The following is a 16,415-nucleotide window of genomic DNA, read 5'->3' as shown; positions in this document are numbered from 1 at the left end:
ACTCAATTGCCGAGGAGGTCCTCCCATGACCGTGACCGTCATCCAGATCGGGCTCGATCCCGACGTCATCGACTACTCGTCGCCGGATTTCGCGCAGTTCCCGGGGCTGTCGAAGGACACGCTGCGGGCGGCCAACGACGACAACGTCGCGGCGTTGCGCGCCGCCGGCTACGACGTCGACAACTGCCTGATCGACTTCGGCGCGGCGGGCGTCGACAAAGCCCGGCAATGGCTGGACGCCAAGCGCTACGACGCGGTGCTGATCGGGGCCGGGGTTCGCCTGGTCGCCGGCAACACCCTGCTGTTCGAGTCGATCGTCAACCTCGCGCACGCGACCCAGCCCGGCTGCCGCTTCGTCTTCAATCGCGCGGCGCAGCCCACGCCCGGCGACATCCGCCGCTGGTACCCGCAGCCGGAGGGAGCGGCGCGATGACCGACCACGAAGTCGACGTGCTGGTTGTGGGGGCGGGCCCCACGGGCCTGACCGCTGCGGGTGACCTGGCTCGCGCCGGGCGGTCGGTCACCGTGCTGGAACGCTGGCCGACCGAGAACCCGTCGAGCCGCGCGTTCGCCACCATGGCGCGCACGCTGGAAGTGCTCGGCGCGCGCGGCCTGGCCGACGACGTGTTGGCGCTCGGGTACCACGCGCCGCGCGTGCGGCTGTTCGCCGGGGCGCAGATCGACCTGACCCATCTCGACTCGCCCTACCCGTTCGTGTTGGTCGCCCCGCAGACGAACGTGGATGCGGCGCTGCGCCGCTATGCGCTCGCCGAGGGCGCGGACATCCGGCGTGGTACCCAGGTGATCGCGCTCGACCAGGACGCCGATGGCGTGAGCGTCACCGCCGGGCCCAAGGACGACGACGATCCCGCCCACCGCCAGACGTGGCGGTCGCGGTACGTAATCGGCGCCGACGGTGCGCACAGCACCGTTCGAACGTTGGTGGGCGCCGGCTTTCCCGGCAAGACGGTGTTGACGTCGATCATGCTGGCCGACGTCAAGCTGGCCCACGGACCTACCGGCGGGGGCCTGACGGTCGCGGCCCCCGGTGACGTCCTGGGTTTTCTGGCCCCCTATGGCCGCCACGACCCGGACGGCTCGTGGTATCGCGCCATGGTGTGGGACCGCGGTCACCAGGTGCCCGACAACGAGCCTGTCGAGAACGCCGAGATCGTCGACGTCCTCGCCCGGGGCATGCGCACCGACTACGGCGTGATCGAGGTCAGCTGGAAGTCCCGATTCCATTGCGACGAAAGGCAAGTCGAGCAATACCGCCACGGGCGGGTGTTCCTGGCCGGCGACGCCGCGCACGTGCACTCCCCCATGGGCGGCCAGGGCATGAACACCGGCATTCAGGACGCCGCCAACCTGGCCTGGAAGATCGACGCGGTGCTCGGCGGCGCCGACGAGGGCCTGCTGGACACCTACCAGGCCGAACGCCACCCGATCGGCAAGCGCGTGCTGTTGCAGTCCGGACTATTGGCCCGCGCCGCGACACTGCATCCGCGGCCCGCACGGTGGTTGCGTAACCTGTTGGCGCCCAGGCTCCTTCGGATTCCGGCGGTGCGGGACCTGGTGGCGGGCAGTTTCGCGGGCACGACGCTGCGCTACGGTCGCCGCGGGCTGGTCGGCACCCGCGCCACGCAGATCCCGCTCGTCGAGGGACGGTTGACCGAATTGCAGCGCACCGGAGCGTTCGTCCTGGTGCGGGAACGCGGCACCCCGCCGGTCGAGGCTCCCGGGATGCTGCAGGCGGAGCGGACCGACAGCGGACCGGCGGTGCTGGTCCGTCCCGACGGATACATCGGCTGGGCCGGGTCTTCGGCCCATGCACCGGCGCGAATCGTCGAGCCGGCCGCGACGCGCGCGGGGTGATCGGCTACGGCTGCGTCTCGCGTTGCGACTCGACAAACGGGCGAAGGTGGATGCGCGTCTGGTGATCGGGCGCCCCGGCCTCGCCGTCGGCATGCCTGCCGCGCGTGTAGTCGCCCTGCCACGGCACTCGCTCGCCCAGGGCCGTGTTGGTCGCGGCCTGGGCCTGCCCCAGCTCGTTGCGCGAACGAAGGAAGAACTCGTGTTTACGGCGCACTTCCTCATCGGACTCGATCGGCCTGGTTTCCGGGGCGAACTCCTCAAGCTCGCCCCGGCGCTGCGGGACGATCATGCAGATCGGCTCGTCGACGTCGAACCGCACCGGCATCATCTTGCGGGTGATCTGCCAGCTCATGCTGAAACTCGATGTGGCCCAATCGGTCTCGACTATGCCCTCCAACGGCGACACGGCGTCCTTCGGGTAGTTCGCCGGCCCGCGGACCAACAGGTTATATCCGGGCGGGGTGCGAAACAGCATCGGCAGATGCCAGGTCAAGATGCCGTGACCGAAGTGGCTGAAGGGCAGCAGCTGACCGGCGTCGCGCCGGTCGGGTGCGATCAGCACCCCCATGCTTTCGTCCCCGCCCATCCACGTGGCGGTGAATGCGCACGGATTGCGCAGCTCCCAGCCACTCTGGTTGGCGATGAGCATCGGCAAGCACCGATTCGGCCAACCGTTCCGCATCTCCGACATCCACGGCCGGCTGATGGGGGCCGGTGCTATCGGCGGCGCGTTGTCCTGGGTGGTGAACGCGATCAACGGGCGCGTCTGCCCGCCGGACTTCTCAGTCATCGACTCCTCAATTCGCTGCTTGCCGCAGACGGTGTCCAAACCACTACCCAGTGTGCCGGTCGGCGAAAGGTCTACCGCGTCCCGGCCAGGCTCGCGATGGTATTGACCCGCCGGACGGCCGTGGCGATCTCGTCGGCGAACTCGCGCCGTCGCTGGGCGATATCCAGGTCCTCAAAGCCGTCCACCAGCTCGCGATGCCGGGCCAACCGCAGCGCGGTCTTGAACAACTCCATCGACCTGGATTCGGCGCTGGCCATCCTGCGTTGCAGCTCCCACTGTTTGCCGACCTCGAGGCATTCGGTGAGAAACGCGTTCTCGTCGAATGATTCGTCCTCGTAGGCGCCCAGCCGGTCGGCGACGATGTGGTAGGCATCCAGGAACGGCCGTAGCACCAGGTGGGCCAGCAGCAGGTCGGCCTTCTCTAACAGGCCGCGTATGTCGGCTGCGCTGGCCGCCTTGCTGGTGTCTTCCACCCGCCCGATCAGGCGCACTTCGTCGGCGAGTTCCTTCTCGAACTGCGCGCGCGCCGAGAACAGGAACTCGAATTTCAGCAATTCGCGCAGGCTCAGCGCCTCGTCGCGCACGGTCGTCGGCAACACCAAACCGTCCACCGAAGCCTCCGCGTCTTCGATGGCGGCCAGCAACGCCGTCTCGGCGATCGCGCGGTCGACCACGATGTGAATGGCTGTGTTGCGGTAGAACGCCGCCACCAGGTGCTGGTCCGCGCCGATGCCCCAGACCGGTTCGGTGCCGGCGTCGTAGACGCTGACCACGCCCGAGGCGACGAGCTGATGCAGCGTCCAGCGGATGGTCGAGCGGTTCGTCAGGTCGGCGGCGCCCGCCACCGTCCAGTTCCGCGCCGCGATGTAGCTCGCCAGTGGCCGTACGGTGGCCAGCACCTCGCTGATGGACAACGAGCGGTCGGCACCCAGGAGTGCGAGGCTCACCACCGCGGTGGGGGTGACCGGGGTGGCGCGGTTGATCCTGTGCTCGACGTCCAGCGCGATGCGTTCGATCTCGGTGCCCGTTCCGGACTCCTCGGCGCGCAGCTCCTCGAGGCGCTTGCGCAGCGGCAGCGGTTCGCCGAAGTCCAGGTAGGCGCGGCCGAGCCGCTCGCCCTGCTGCCGGGCCAGCCGGATCAGGAAACGGAAGTCCTCGGGCCGCTTCGTCGCGCCGTAGGCCTCGGTGGTCATCGCCTCCACCTCGTGCAGCTGGTCGTAAACGATCGAGGTGGGCACCAAATACACCTCCGGGCCGTCGATTTCGTCGACGGCGTCACTGATGTAGCGCAGGATCCCGTAGACCGGCGGCCGCAGCTTGCCGGTCCGGGTGCGGCCGCCTTCGATCGACCAGGTGAGGTTCGCGTGATTTTGCACCAGCTGGGCGGCGTAGGCGCGTAACACGAAGCGGTATACGGGAATGTCTTTGGTCTGGCGCCGGATGAAGATCGTGCCGGTGCGCTTGGCCCACGTCCCCATCGGGAAGAAGTTCAGATTGGCGCCGCCGAAGGTGAGGGCGGGCGAGAGCCGATTGGCCTGAATCACCTCCGGCAGCAGCAGGCCGTCCAGATAGGAGCGATGCGAAAAGGCAAACGCCAGCGTCGCTTTACGATCCAGTTTGCGCAGCTGCGCGATCTGGTCCTCGTCCACCAGCACGTCGTAGGCCCGCATCAGCCAACGACTGAAGCTGCGCCAGGCCGTGACGGCCCGCTCGTCCAGCGAGGGCGCCATCTCCCGTAGGTAGCATGCGGCCTCGGCGCGCACATTGGCCAGGTTGCGCCCGAGCTCGTCGGCCAGCCCGCTCAGCCGCTCGTCATACCACGGGGCGGCGAGCAGCTGGACAACCTCCTCCGGGTCGGTCGTCAGGGGTGTCGCCGACTCCTCGACAATCCCGGTGCGCTGCAGCAGCTTTCGCACTCCTGCCCGTCCGAACTCGCGCGCGGTCGCCCCCGGTCCCCCGCTCATGCCGGCTGCACCGTCGCGGTCGCCGAAGGCTCGTGCACGTCCGGGGGTAATTCGGGCGCGTAGAGTTCCTCGATCTCGCTCGCGTACTTCGTCATGATCGGCTTGCGCTTGAGCTTCATGGTCAGCGTGATCTCGTCTCCCCCGGGCTCCCAGAGTGACGGCAGTATCCGGAAGCGTTTGATCTGTTCCACCCGTGACAGTTTGGCGTTGCCCTCGGCCACGCCCGCGGCGATCCGGGCAATCACGTCCGGATGGGCAGCCAGGGCCGCGGGCGACGCGTCGGCCAGGCCGTGCTGGGCCGCGTAGGGAGCGACCGATTCGGCGTCGAAGACCATGAGCGCGGAGTTGTACGGCCGCCCGTCACCGATCGTGATCATCACGCCGACCATCGGACACGCGGCCAGGACGGTGTTCTCAATGTTGGCCGGCGACATGTTCTTTCCCGCGGCGTTGATGATCAATTCCTTCTTGCGGTCGATGATCCTCAGGTAGCCCTCGTCGTCGACTTCGATGATGTCGCCGGTGTGCAGCCAGCCGTCGGCGTCGATGGCCTCCGCGGTCTTGGCGGGTTCCTTGCGGTAGCCCTTCATCACCAGCGGACCGCGCACCAGGTACTCGCCGTCATCGGCGATCCTGCCCTCGAGCCCGGGCAGCAGCTTGCCGACGGTGCCCAGGCGCGCGTCGCGGGGATGGCTGACGGTGGCGGCGCAGCTCAGCTCCGACATCCCCCAGACCTCAGCGATCGGGATTCCGATGCCGGCGAAGAACGCCAGGGTCTCCTTGGGGATCGGGGCCGCGCCGGAGACGGCCCAACGGAGTTCGCTCAAGCCGAGCCGTTCGCGCAGCTTGGACAGCACAAGCTCGTCGGCCTGGGCCCATTCGGCGGCCAACTCGTCCGACATGGCCTCGCCGGCCACCAAGGCGGCGGCGCGCTTGCCGGCCACCGACATCGCCCACTGCAGCGCCTGACGCTTGACCTCGTCCGCCTCGTTGCCGACGGCGAATTCTATTCCGGCCTTGAGCTTTTCCCACACGCGCGGAACCCCGGCCCACACCGTGGGCCGCACGTCGGGCAGCGCGGCGGCGATGGCTCGGGCATCAGAGACCACCGTGACCTGGGCGCCGAACACTTCCAACGCGTACAGACCCATCACCCGGTCGGCGATGTGCGCCGTCGGGAGATACGACGTGACCCGGTCACCGAACTGGGACGGGAGGATCGCGTTGAGGGCGTACGCCTCGAAAAGCAGGTTGGCGTGGGTCATCTCCACACCCTTGGGATTTCCGGTGGTCCCGGAGGTGTAGATGAGCGTGACGACGTCGTCGGGCCGCACCGCCCGCCAGGTCGCCTCGAAGTCGAAATCGTCCTGCGCGGCGGCGTACACGTCGTCCACCGAGATGGTGCCGGGCGGTGAACCGTCGATGCAGACGATGTGCTCGATGGATGCGCCGCTCGCGCGGATGCGGTCCACGTACTGCTCCTCGCAGATCGCGACCCGGGTGCCGGCGTTGTCGAACAGGTAGGTCAGCTGCTCGGCGGGCAGCGTGTTGTACACCGAAAACGAAGTGGCGCCCAGGTGTTGGGCGCCTATCTCGAACGGGTAGAACTCGATTCGGTTGGCCATCATCAGCGACACCGTGTCGCCCCGCCCGACCCCCAAGCCGGCCAGGCCGGCGGCTACCTTCCGCACCTGCGCCGCGAGCTCGCGCCACGTCATCGTCTGCGTGTCGCCGGGCGTCCGGAGCGCGACGGCATCCGGATCGATCGACGCGCTGCGCTGGAAAGCCTCGCACAAGGTGACCGGGCGCTCGGCTGTCGTCATTTGTGTCCTCTCAGCTCTGCCTTCGTGAGCGTACGTCCGTGGTCGGAGACGCGGAACAGATCACGCCGGATCCGGACGCCAGAGCTGCAGCGTGCTCGATATGCCGGCGGGTAGTTCCAAGAGTTCGATGGGGGTGCCGTCGGGGTCGTAGATGAAGAACATCCGGACGCCGCCGATATCGACGGGCGGCTCGGCCCGGACGCCGGGGTGCTCGCTCCGGAGGGCGTCGTAGCAGGCGTCGAGGTTATCGACCCGGAACGAGATGTTGGTGTAGCCCAGGTGCGGCCCGCTCGGGCACTCGGGGACGGCGCCCAACGACAGCAGCTCGACCATGGCGGCGCCGATCAGCCCGCCGACCATGCGGCCCCGCTGCGCGGCCCCGCCGGTCACCGAATCCAGGCCGGCCCCGTCGAGCTCGACGTCGAACACGACGTCCATGCCGAGCACCGCCGTGTAGAACGCCAGGGAGGCCTCGATGTCGGAGACACCGATGCAGACGTGCGAGAAGTTCTGCAGGGCGATGGGGTGCGGCTGGCTCATGGGCGCTCCTTTGCTCAGGCGGGCACAGCGGTGTGAATCCCACAGGTACACGAGTCAATTGACGGACACGTGCACCGCATACCCCATTCGATGACGGCTCGCGCCCGGGCCAGCGACTCCATTTGCGCGTCAATCTCGGCGAGTTTCGCCTCGGCCAGCGCGCGGCTGGCCGGCCGGCCCGGTGCGTCGTCGGCGAACAGCAGCTGAATCTCCTCCAGCGCAAAGCCGGCCGATTTGCAGAGCCGGATCACCTCGAGCCGGGCCAGCACCGAATCGTCATAGCGGCGCTGGCCGCCCAACCGCCCCGGCGGCGGCACCAGCCCGATTTGTTCGTAGTAGCGCAGCGTGGTCGCCGCGACCCCGGCTTGGCGTGCCACCTCGCCGATCGTCAGCCGTGTACCCATCGGGCCTCCTTCGGCACTTGACTTAGAGCCAACTCTAAGTCGTTGACTGGGACCATGCACACACGTTCACCCGCCGATTTGAGCACCGCACGCTACGCGCTACTCCGATCGTTCCGCCGCGACGGCACGCCCGTCGACACCCCGATCTGGTTCGGGCTGGACGGCGACGCGCTGCTGTTCCGCACCAAGGTGGGGCCGAAGACCAGGAGGCTGACCGCGCACCGCGACGTTGAACTCACCGCGTGCGACTATCGCGGGCGGGTCCGGCCGGGCGCGATGACGGTGGCGGGCCGGGCCACCATCCTGTCGGGTGCCGACGCCGAGCGGGCCAACCGCATCCTGCGCAAACGGTATGGCTGGCAATGGAACATCGTGCCGTTGATCAAGGTCCCGGGCATCACCAACGTTCACCAAGGCCTGTGCGTGCGCGAGAAGCTGAGCCGCGCACGCGACCGCGGCGTTTGGGCCGACAGCGTCATCGTCCGGGTGGATGTGCCATGACCCCGGGAGAAGACCGAACCTTTCCGCTGAATTCTTAGCCACGCACGCTTGCGCCTCCAGTGTTACGGTGTCGTGAGTCAAGCACTCTCGCTTCTACTTTGAGGGGCGCGGTCGTGGCGAATTCTGTGATGGGTGACTTCGTCAGCCAACTGCGGGTCGCGTTTCACCAGCTGCGGGACTGGGCCTATCCGGACGAGATAGACCACAACCTCTTTCGCGCCTTAATGAAGACGCCGCACGACGTAGGCGGCGAGCCGGATGCCCCGGCGGTCTTTGAGGAGAAAGAGGAGGAGCAGTGGGAACTCAACACGTTTGTGACGTGCGAGGTCCTCGGCTGGCGGGGTATCTGGACATCCGAGGAACGCAGGCGGCTCGGCAACGTCGATGTCGGAAGGATGCAGTATCTCGGCTTCCCTTACTACGGCCGTTGGGTTTTGGCCGTGGCCCGCTGCCTCGTCGACAAGCGGCACATCACGCTCGGTGAGCTGATCGAACGGGCCGGCGAAGTTCGCGAGCGCGCGGGCGGCGGGTTATTGGAGCCCCTGCCCCGCACCTCCGGCGACGCGAGGGCGGTGACCCGGAACCGCCATCACATCGAGGCGCTCGGCAAGGGAGATCCGCAGTTTTTCGCTGGCACGGCCGGCGCGGCCCGGTTCGCGGTCGGCGACCCGGTGTTGGTGCGGGATCTGCCAACCATCTTCTACACGCGCACCCAGGAGTACCTGCGGGGCAAGCCGGGCACGGTCGTCAAGGTGTCGTACGAGAGCCTGGCCTCCGAAGACGAGGCCTTCGACCGCGAAGACCAGCAGCCGGAGTGGTTCTACATTGTCCGCTTCAGGATGACCGACCTGTGGGAGCCCTACACGGGTTGCCCGAACGACACACTCCAAGCGGAGATATCGGAACGGTGGCTGCAGCCGGCTACCTAGCCCGAATCAGCACTATCACCCGATGATCAGGATGGCGAGATGACAGAGCACGTCGAGGCGGCCGACCAACCCGAACGCCACGCAGCACCGATGGTCGACGAGGTCACCGACTTTGAGGTGCTAGAAATCGCGCTGCGTGAGCTGGCGATTGAGAAGGGGCTGTTCACCGCCGAAGACCACCGCCACTACACCGAGTTCGTCGAGCAGCTGGGACCGGCGCCCGGTGCGCGGTTTGTCGCCAAGGCCTGGGTGGACCCGGATTTCAAGCGGTTGGCCCTCGACGATGGCATCGCCGCCAGCCGCGAGGTGGGCATCGACTGGCTCCACCCCACCGGCTTCGGAACTCCCAGCGATTTCACGGCATTACACGTACTCGAGGACACTGAAACACTGCACCACGTGATCGTGTGCACGCTGTGTTCGTGCTATCCGCGCCCGCTCCTGGGAAACTCGCCCGAGTGGTACCGGACACCGAACTACCGACGTCGCATCGTGCGCTGGCCACGCCAGGTCCTCGCGGAGTTCGGCCTTTATCTCCCGGAAACCGTTGAGATCCGCGTCGAGGACTCCAACTCCAAGCACAGGTTTCTCGTGCTGCCGGTCCGACCGCAAGGGACCGAGGACTGGAGCGAGGACCAGCTTGCCGAGATCGTGACGCGAGACTGCATGATCGGCGTCGCGCTTCCCAAGCCCGGGGTGACGTCCGACGTACAGCGCCCCGTGCACCCCGCGGTCCGTCCGGCCGAAAACTACTGAAGGCCAAGCGATGTCTACCGAAATCGACGTCACTTCCGTCCGGGTGCCGACGCTGCAGCAGGTTGCTGAACGAGAGCAGGTGTGGCCCGTGATGGCGGAGAAATACGGCGTGACCAATCCCGTACCGCCCTGGAAGTCCAGCCTGGACGGGATGTGCGAGGCGCTCGACAGGGAAGGAGCGGCACTAGAGCTCCTGACGCGTCGACATGACGAGGACCGCCTCGGCGAAGAGGTGTACGCAGCCCTGCCGTATCCGGAGAGCCAGCTCATCGCGCTGGCGCACTCCCTCATTGCCAGGAATGTCATCGACGAGGCGGCGCTGGCTGAACGCATGCAAATGGTCCGTGTGCGGCTGCAGGCCGGCGACGCGTAGTTAATCGCGAGTGTGAAGTTAGTTTCACGTTCGGGCACCAGCGTGAAACTAACTTCACACTCGGCTTCGAGATCAGCACGAGCTAGCTGCCCAGGCACCCCGGGCCGAGCAGCTCCTTGAGGTCCCCCATCAACGCGGGCGAGGGCGTCACCCGCAGCGACGCATCGAGTTCCAGCGTGGTGATCCGGTCCCCGCTGATGAGCCGCAGATGCACCTGAGAGGTGCCGGGGTGGCGCGCCAGCACCTGCTTGAGCGCGCTGACCTTGTCGATGGTGCACTGCCGGGTGGGCAGGCTGACCGCGATCGGACGGTTCGGCTGGGCGTTGGAAAAGTCCGGCACCACAAGCTCATTGGCGATCAGGCTGATCCGGTCGTCGCGGATGGCCACCTTGGCGTTGATCAGCACCACCGCGTCGTCGGTGATGTCGGCGCCGTAGGCGGAATACGCGTGCGGGAAGAACATCACCTCGATACCGCCGGTGAGGTCTTCCAATTGCGCTGATGCCCAGGGCATTCCGTTCTTGTTGACCCGCCGGTTCACCGACGCCAGGATGCCGCCCACCCGCACCTGGGTCTCATTGGCAACGTCGCCGTCCAGGATGGCCGGGATCTGGGTGTCCACCTGGGCGGCCAGCAGGTGGGCCACACCGTTGAGCGGGTGCCCCGACACGTACAAGCCGAGCATCTCGCGCTCCAGCGCCAGCTTGTGTTTGTCCTCCCACTCGTCTTCGGGCACCTTGATGGTGAACACCGCTTCGGTGCAGCCGTCATCGCCGCCGAACAGATCGAATTGGCCCATCGCCTCGGCCTTTTTGGTGCCCAGCACCGAGTCGACGGCGTCGGTGTGCACCAGGAAGAGGCCCTTGCGGGCATGGCTCAGGGAGTCGAACGCGCCCGCCTTGATCAGCGACTCGGTGACCTTCTTGTTGCACGCCGAGATGTCGATCTTGTTCAGGTAGTCCGAGAAGTCGGTGAACTTCCCTTTCTCGTTGCGGGTGTTGATCAGCGAACCGACCACATTGGCGCCGACGTTGCGCACCGCGCCCAGCCCGAAGCGGATGTCCTGGCCGACCGACGCGAAGTTCACCAGGGACTCGTTGACGTCCGGCGGCAACACGATGATGCCAAGCTTGCGGCAGTCGGCCAGATAGACCGCGGCCTTGTCCTTGTCGTCGCCCACCGAGGTCAACAGGCCGGCCATGTACTCGGCCGGGTAGTTGGCCTTCAGATAGGCTGTCCAGTAGGACACCAGGCCGTAGCCCGCGGCGTGCGACTTGTTGAACGCATATCCGGCGAACGGAAGGATGGTGTCCCACAACGCTTTCACGGCCCGCTCGGAGAAACCGTTCGCGGTCATGCCTTCGTAGAAGCCCTTGTACTCAGCCTCCAGCACCTCGAGCTTCTTCTTGCCCATCGCCTTGCGCAGCGCATCGGCCTTACCCATCGTGTAGGAGGCCACCTTCTGGGCGATCAACATGATCTGCTCTTGGTAGACGATCAGACCGTGCGTCTCGGAAAGGATTTCGCGCAGCGGTTCCTCGAGCTCCGGGTGAATCGGCTTGATCGCCTGCCGGTTGTTCTTGCGGTCGGCGTAGTCGTTGTGGGCGTTCATGCCCATCGGGCCGGGACGGTACAGCGCCAGCACGGCAACGATGTCGTTGAACTCGGTGGGCTGCATGCGGCGCAGCAGGTCGCGCATCGGCCCGCCGTCGAGCTGGAACACCCCCAGCGTGTCGCCGCGGCCCAGCAGCTCGTAGGTCGCCTTGTCGTCCAGTGGCACCGATTCCAGGTCGAGGTCAATGCCCCTGTTGGCCTTGATGTTCTCGAGTGCGTCGCCGATGATCGTCAGGTTGCGCAGGCCCAGGAAGTCCATCTTCAGCAGGCCGATGGCCTCGCACGACGGGTAGTCCCAGCCGGTGATGATGGCCCCGTCCTGCGGCCGCTTCCACAGCGGGATGGCCTCGGTGAGCGGCTCGCTGCTCATGATCACCGCGCACGCGTGCACCCCGGCGTTGCGGATCAGACCCTCCAGGCCGCGCGCGGTCTGGTAGATGGTGCGGACGTCCGGATCGGTTTCGATCAGGCCGCGCACCTCGGCGGCCTCTTTGTACCGCTCGTGCGCCGGATCGGTGATGCCCGACAGCGAAATGTCCTTGGCCATGATCGGCGGCGGCAACGCCTTGGTGATCCGGTCGGCGATGGCGAAGCCGGGCTGGCCGTAGTGGATGCGCGCCGAATCCTTCAGCGCGGCTTTGGTTTTGATGGTGCCGAAGGTGATGACCTGGGCGACGCGGTCATGGCCCCACTTGTCGGCGGCGTAGCGGACCATCTCGCCGCGACGGCGGTCGTCGAAGTCGATATCGATGTCGGGCGCCGACGGACGCTCGGGGTTGAGGAACCGCTCGAACAGCAGACCGTGCGGAATGGGGTCGATGTTGGTGATGCCCAGCGCGTAGGCCACCAGCGAGCCCGCCGCCGAGCCACGCCCGGGCCCCACCCGGATGTCGACCGACCGCGCGTAGTTGATCAGGTCGGCGACGATCAGGAAGTACGACGGGAAGCCCTTGTCGCAGATGACCTTGATCTCGTATTCGGCCCGGTCGATGTAGTCCTGGCCGACGCCGGACGGGAAACGCCGCCGCAGTCCCGCCATCACCTCGTGGTGCAGCCAGGTCGCCTGGTCGTGCCCCTCGGGCACCGGGAAGATCGGCATCCGGTCGCGTGGTGCCCACACGTCGTCGTAGGACTGCACCCGCTCGGCGATCAACAGTGTCGAGTCGCACGCGCCGGGAATCTGGTCGTCCCACAGCTGGCGCATCTCGGCGGCCGACTTCAGGTAGTAGCCGTCGCCGTCGAACTTGAAACGGTTGGGATCCGACAGCGTCTTGCCGGTCTGCACGCACAACAGCGCCTCGTGATTGTGGGCGGCGTCGCGGGTGACGTAGTGGCAGTCGTTGGTGGCCAGCGGGGGGATGCCGAGCTTGCGGCCGATCTCGAGCAAGCCCTCGCGAACCCGCTGCTCGATGGACAGCCCGTGGTCCATCAGCTCGAGGAAGTAGTTGTCGGCGCCGAAGATCTCGCGCCACCTGGCGGCCGACTCCAGCGCCTCGCGGTCCTGCCCCAGCCGAAGACGGGTCTGCACCTCACCCGATGGGCACCCGGTGGTGGCGATGACGCCCTCGGCGTGTTCGGCGATGATCTCGGCGTCCATCCGCGACCACTTGCCGAGCTGCCCCTCGAAGGAGGCCAGCGAGGACAGCTTGAACAGGTTGCGCAGGCCGGTGGCGTTCTCGGCCACCATCGTCAGGTGCGTGTAGGAGCCGCTGCCCGAGACATCGTCGGACTTCTGGCTGGGATCACCCCACAGGATCCGCCGGGTATCGAAGCGAGAAGCGGGAGCGATATACGCCTCGACCCCGATGATCGGCTTGATCCCGGCCTTCGTCGCCGCGTTGTAGAACTCGCTGGCGCCGAACATGTTTCCGTGGTCGGTCATCCCGACCGCGGGCATCTGCAGCCGCTCCACCTCGGCCAGCATCGGCGTGATCTTCGCGGCCCCATCCAGCATCGAGTACTCGGTGTGGTTATGCAGGTGCACGAACGACGACTCGCGACGAACGCTCGCGTGAGGAGGAATCGAACCGGTCATAGGGACGCCAGTCTATGACTGAGGACCGACGGCTTTCGGGCGTGTCGCGAAGTGTGTCTGCTATTGATTCGTGGCGACCCGCCGCGCCCGGCTACGCCGCGCTTGCGATCGCCACGCTTCTACCCGTACAGCTCGACGAACTGCTGCAGCGACTTCTGCACGTCCCCTTTGACGGCGCGGGCCGCCGCCGCACCCACCGGGCCGAACAGCGCGCGCCCGCCCAGCTCAAGGCGCAGACCGAGGGTCGATCCACCCGCGGCGGCCTGCACGGTGAGCGTGACGGCGTACCTGGCACCGCCCTTGCCGGACCCCGACAGCGCGACCTGATGCGGCGGGTCCCACGTGGTCACCGTCCACGTCACCCGGTTGCGGAAGCCCTTGGCCCGGGCCACGCCCACGACCTGGGCGCCCTCGCCGAGCTCCTCGGGCAGATCACTGCGCCAGCCCTCGTGCATCACCAGCCAGTCGCCCAGGTCCGACAGGTCGGAGACGTGCTCCCACATCTCCTTCGGGCTCATCGGCATATCGGCGGTCAGGTCAACAGCGGCCACCCGATTCCTCCTTGCTCCCCCGCGAACACCACGCTGGCGTGATGCTCGGCGCTCAATGCCACGCTGGCGTGACGCTCGGCAAGACTCAGCGCTTGGGTCCCCCGCGGAAGCGGTTACCGATCCGGATCCCCGGCAGCAGCAGGCTGCGCGGGGCGAATCTACCGCCGGTGCTGACGACCTTGGGCACGACGCCGGGCACCACGGTGCGCCGGCCGGCCAGCATTCCGCCGATCGCCGCCTCGGCGACGTCGCGCGCCGACACTTGCGCGATGGGAATGCTGAACCGCTCGGCGTTGGCGATCTCGGCCCACTCGGTCGGCACCGGCCCGGGGCAAAGACACGTGACGGACACCCCGGTTCCGTGCAGCTCCTCGTGCACGGCTTCGGAGAAGGTCTGCACGAAGGCCTTGGTGGCCGAATAGACCGCCATGTAGGGCACCGGCTGAAAACCGGCGATCGACGCGATGTTCATCACCGCTCCGGCACCGCGCTCGACCATGCCGGGCAGGACCGCGTGGGTGAGTTCCATCAGCGCCAGCGCGTTGAGGGTGACCTCTTCGCATTCACGCTCGAGCGGCAGCTCGTGGAAGACCCCGCTGGTGCCGAACCCGGCGCTGTTGCACAGGCCCGCGATCGGCTCGGCGCGCAGCCGGTCCGCCAACGTCGCGCGGCCCGTGGGATCGCCGAGGTCCAGCGGCAGCACCTCGACCGCCACCGAGTATTCCTGGCCCACCTCGTTGGCGAGTTCGTCGAGGCGCTCCCGGCGCCGCGCGACCAGCAGCAGCGGGAAGCCGCGGCGGGCCAGCCCGCGAGCCAGTTCGGCGCCGATGCCGGACGAGGCGCCGGTGATGACGACGGTGGTCTCAATGTCGGGTTTGGGAAGGCTCATGATGTCACCAATGTATCCCGCGAGTGGCCCGCACAAACGTCTCGCTGCGTTTGTCGAATTGCGGTGATTCGCTTGCCGATTCGTCGCCCTTGGCGGCGTGGGAGTCACCGAACATGGCGAACGCGCGGTTGCGCACCCGGTCCATCACCGCCGGGTTCACGGCGTCGGCGACGGCGGCGAATTGCCCGAACGGCGAGCTGGCCCGCCGGGGCCGGTGCACGATCGCGTCCGCGATCACCCCGGCCGCCTGATCCGGCGTCAGCGCCGGGAACTTGTCGTAGAGCGTGGTCGGGCTGATCATCGGGGTGCGCACCAGCGCCATGTGGACGGTGGTGAACTTCACGTCGTCGTTCACGGTTTCGGCCTGCAGGGAATCGCACAGGCTGTCCAGGGCGGCCTTGCTGGCGATGTAGGCGCCGAAGCGCGGCGCGCGGGTCTGCACGCCGACCGAGGAGACGTTGATGATGTGCCCGAACCCGCGTTCCCGCATCCCCGGGATGAATTTGAGGATGAGCTGGACCGCGCCCAGGTAGTTCAGCTGCATCGTCCGCTGATAGTCGTGGATCCGGTCGTAGGACAGTTCCAGCGAGCGCCGGATCGACCGCCCCGCGTTGTTGATCAGGATGTCGACGCCCCCGAGGTCCTTGAGCACCTGATCGGCCATCGCGGCGATCGCGTCCATGTCGGACAGGTCGCACGGGTAGACGTGGGCGGTGCCGCCGATCTCTCGGATTTCAGAGGCTACCTTCTCCAGGTTCTCCCGGGTGCGCGCGACCAGCACCACGGTGCCGCCCGCTTCGGCGATCCGCTTCGCGGCGGCCTCGCCGATGCCCGACGATCCCCCGGTGATCAGGACGACCTTGCCCCCGACGGCCTCGTCGAGCGTGCGGCCCTGCACCGCGTCGAGCAGATTCCTCAGATAGAAGGGCCGGTAGCGCCCAGCGGAGTTGGGGGTGTTGACGATGTGGGACACCGCCGCGAGTGGCTTCTCCACCAAGTTCGCGAGCGGCTTTTCGACCAAGTTCGTGATGTCACCAAGATTCATCGGCTTTCGCTCCTGATGATGTCGGCCCCCCGACCGCAGTTGGCCTGGCCGTTGACCACGACCGCCTCGTGGGGCCGTGCGAATGATGTGACCTGCGTCATTAAGCCAACCTAGGACATCAGCCCCGCGGCTCGATGCAGATTTCGCGCATGCAAGCGGGCCGCGCCGCTCACGCCGCGGCGAAGGCAACCGTCAAGAGTGGGCAATCCGCTTGTTACGCAAAGATATCCGTGCGTGATCGCGAACTAACCCGGATTTTTCGTGGATTATTGTGAGTGTCGGGGTGTAGATACGCGAAAGTGCCTGTCCTGCAAGGGATAATTGGA

15 protein-coding genes are annotated in these 16,415 nt (G+C 67.0%); 6 read left to right on the top strand and 9 right to left on the bottom strand.

Annotated features, from left to right (window positions below; translation table 11 throughout):
* The first annotated feature begins 25 nt into the window (after positions 1-25).
* Positions 26-433, top strand: a complete 408-nt coding sequence (locus tag AWC17_RS20485) for a hypothetical protein (RefSeq protein WP_046183848.1) — start codon at positions 26-28, stop codon at positions 431-433.
* Positions 430-1,875 (top strand): FAD-dependent oxidoreductase, encoded by a 1,446-nt coding sequence (locus AWC17_RS20480; protein WP_046183847.1) that lies wholly within the window; start codon positions 430-432, stop codon positions 1,873-1,875. The genes AWC17_RS20485 and AWC17_RS20480 overlap by 4 nt, the downstream gene beginning before the upstream one ends.
* Positions 1,876-1,879: 4 nt before the next feature.
* Here the strand turns inward: AWC17_RS20480 and AWC17_RS20475 are convergent, their stop codons facing one another.
* From AWC17_RS20475 to AWC17_RS20455, 5 genes are all read right to left on the bottom strand, one after another.
* A complete protein-coding gene (locus AWC17_RS20475) occupies positions 1,880-2,665 on the bottom strand; it encodes a DUF6065 family protein (protein WP_046183855.1) in 786 nt (261 codons plus the stop codon).
* A gap of 71 nt (positions 2,666-2,736) precedes the next feature.
* Complete coding sequence (locus AWC17_RS20470; protein WP_085165037.1) at positions 2,737-4,629, bottom strand: lysophospholipid acyltransferase; 1,893 nt, start codon at positions 4,627-4,629, stop codon at positions 2,737-2,739.
* Complete coding sequence (fadD11, locus tag AWC17_RS20465) at positions 4,626-6,452, bottom strand: fatty acid--CoA ligase FadD11 (RefSeq protein WP_046183845.1); 1,827 nt, start codon at positions 6,450-6,452, stop codon at positions 4,626-4,628. The genes AWC17_RS20470 and fadD11 overlap by 4 nt, the downstream gene beginning before the upstream one ends.
* Before the next feature lie 60 nt (positions 6,453-6,512).
* Positions 6,513-6,992: a VOC family protein gene (locus AWC17_RS20460; RefSeq protein ID WP_046183844.1), complete on the bottom strand. Its 480-nt coding sequence runs from the start codon at positions 6,990-6,992 to the stop codon at positions 6,513-6,515.
* Positions 6,993-7,006: 14 nt separating this feature from the next.
* Positions 7,007-7,396: a helix-turn-helix domain-containing protein gene (locus AWC17_RS20455; RefSeq protein WP_046183843.1), complete on the bottom strand. Its 390-nt coding sequence runs from the start codon at positions 7,394-7,396 to the stop codon at positions 7,007-7,009.
* Positions 7,397-7,450: 54 nt separating this feature from the next.
* Between AWC17_RS20455 and AWC17_RS20450 the strand changes: the two genes are divergently transcribed.
* The 4 genes from AWC17_RS20450 to AWC17_RS20435 all read left to right on the top strand — a co-directional run bounded on the left by AWC17_RS20450 (position 7,451) and on the right by AWC17_RS20435 (position 9,955).
* Positions 7,451-7,897, top strand: coding sequence for a PPOX class F420-dependent oxidoreductase (locus AWC17_RS20450; RefSeq protein ID WP_046183842.1), 447 nt, complete (start codon positions 7,451-7,453; stop codon positions 7,895-7,897).
* A 128-nt stretch (positions 7,898-8,025) separates the two neighbouring features.
* Complete coding sequence (locus AWC17_RS20445) at positions 8,026-8,826, top strand: SH3-like domain-containing protein (RefSeq protein WP_046183841.1); 801 nt, start codon at positions 8,026-8,028, stop codon at positions 8,824-8,826.
* A gap of 39 nt (positions 8,827-8,865) precedes the next feature.
* Entirely contained in the window at positions 8,866-9,582 is a 717-nt protein-coding gene (scnC, locus tag AWC17_RS20440) for a thiocyanate hydrolase subunit gamma (RefSeq protein WP_046183840.1), read from the top strand.
* Positions 9,583-9,592: 10 nt separating this feature from the next.
* Entirely contained in the window at positions 9,593-9,955 is a 363-nt protein-coding gene (locus tag AWC17_RS20435; RefSeq protein WP_046183839.1) for a nitrile hydratase subunit beta, read from the top strand.
* 82 nt (positions 9,956-10,037) lie between these two features.
* Here the strand turns inward: AWC17_RS20435 and dnaE are convergent, their stop codons facing one another.
* The 4 genes from dnaE to AWC17_RS20415 form a co-directional block, all read right to left on the bottom strand.
* Positions 10,038-13,604: a DNA polymerase III subunit alpha gene (dnaE, locus tag AWC17_RS20430; RefSeq protein WP_046183838.1), complete on the bottom strand. Its 3,567-nt coding sequence runs from the start codon at positions 13,602-13,604 to the stop codon at positions 10,038-10,040.
* A gap of 119 nt (positions 13,605-13,723) precedes the next feature.
* Positions 13,724-14,155 (bottom strand): type II toxin-antitoxin system Rv0910 family toxin, encoded by a 432-nt coding sequence (locus tag AWC17_RS20425; RefSeq protein WP_046183837.1) that lies wholly within the window; start codon positions 14,153-14,155, stop codon positions 13,724-13,726.
* Positions 14,156-14,240: 85 nt separating this feature from the next.
* Positions 14,241-15,044, bottom strand: a complete 804-nt coding sequence (locus AWC17_RS20420; RefSeq protein WP_085165035.1) for an SDR family NAD(P)-dependent oxidoreductase — start codon at positions 15,042-15,044, stop codon at positions 14,241-14,243.
* 4 nt (positions 15,045-15,048) lie between these two features.
* Positions 15,049-16,089, bottom strand: coding sequence for an SDR family NAD(P)-dependent oxidoreductase (locus AWC17_RS20415; protein WP_046186510.1), 1,041 nt, complete (start codon positions 16,087-16,089; stop codon positions 15,049-15,051).
* Positions 16,090-16,415: the final 326 nt, after the last annotated feature.

This window comes from Mycobacterium nebraskense (assembly GCF_002102255.1).
Taxonomy (GTDB): Bacteria; Actinomycetota; Actinomycetes; order Mycobacteriales; family Mycobacteriaceae; genus Mycobacterium; species Mycobacterium nebraskense.
This window is presented reverse-complemented; position numbering and strand designations above follow the sequence as displayed.

What these genes read in the sequence shown, in the direction of transcription:
- AWC17_RS20485 (WP_046183848.1), top strand. Translation starts at nt 26, where the DNA reads ATGACCGTGACCGTCATCCAGATCGGGCTCGATCCCGACGTCATCGAC.
- AWC17_RS20480 (WP_046183847.1), top strand. Translation starts at nt 430, where the DNA reads ATGACCGACCACGAAGTCGACGTGCTGGTTGTGGGGGCGGGCCCCACG.
- AWC17_RS20475 (WP_046183855.1), bottom strand. Translation starts at nt 2,665, where the DNA reads ATGACTGAGAAGTCCGGCGGGCAGACGCGCCCGTTGATCGCGTTCACC.
- AWC17_RS20470 (WP_085165037.1), bottom strand. Translation starts at nt 4,629, where the DNA reads ATGAGCGGGGGACCGGGGGCGACCGCGCGCGAGTTCGGACGGGCAGGA.
- fadD11 (WP_046183845.1), bottom strand. Translation starts at nt 6,452, where the DNA reads ATGACGACAGCCGAGCGCCCGGTCACCTTGTGCGAGGCTTTCCAGCGC.
- AWC17_RS20460 (WP_046183844.1), bottom strand. Translation starts at nt 6,992, where the DNA reads ATGAGCCAGCCGCACCCCATCGCCCTGCAGAACTTCTCGCACGTCTGC.
- AWC17_RS20455 (WP_046183843.1), bottom strand. Translation starts at nt 7,396, where the DNA reads ATGGGTACACGGCTGACGATCGGCGAGGTGGCACGCCAAGCCGGGGTC.
- AWC17_RS20450 (WP_046183842.1), top strand. Translation starts at nt 7,451, where the DNA reads ATGCACACACGTTCACCCGCCGATTTGAGCACCGCACGCTACGCGCTA.
- AWC17_RS20445 (WP_046183841.1), top strand. Translation starts at nt 8,026, where the DNA reads ATGGGTGACTTCGTCAGCCAACTGCGGGTCGCGTTTCACCAGCTGCGG.
- scnC (WP_046183840.1), top strand. Translation starts at nt 8,866, where the DNA reads ATGACAGAGCACGTCGAGGCGGCCGACCAACCCGAACGCCACGCAGCA.
- AWC17_RS20435 (WP_046183839.1), top strand. Translation starts at nt 9,593, where the DNA reads ATGTCTACCGAAATCGACGTCACTTCCGTCCGGGTGCCGACGCTGCAG.
- dnaE (WP_046183838.1), bottom strand. Translation starts at nt 13,604, where the DNA reads ATGACCGGTTCGATTCCTCCTCACGCGAGCGTTCGTCGCGAGTCGTCG.
- AWC17_RS20420 (WP_085165035.1), bottom strand. Translation starts at nt 15,044, where the DNA reads ATGAGCCTTCCCAAACCCGACATTGAGACCACCGTCGTCATCACCGGC.
- AWC17_RS20415 (WP_046186510.1), bottom strand. Translation starts at nt 16,089, where the DNA reads ATGAATCTTGGTGACATCACGAACTTGGTCGAAAAGCCGCTCGCGAAC.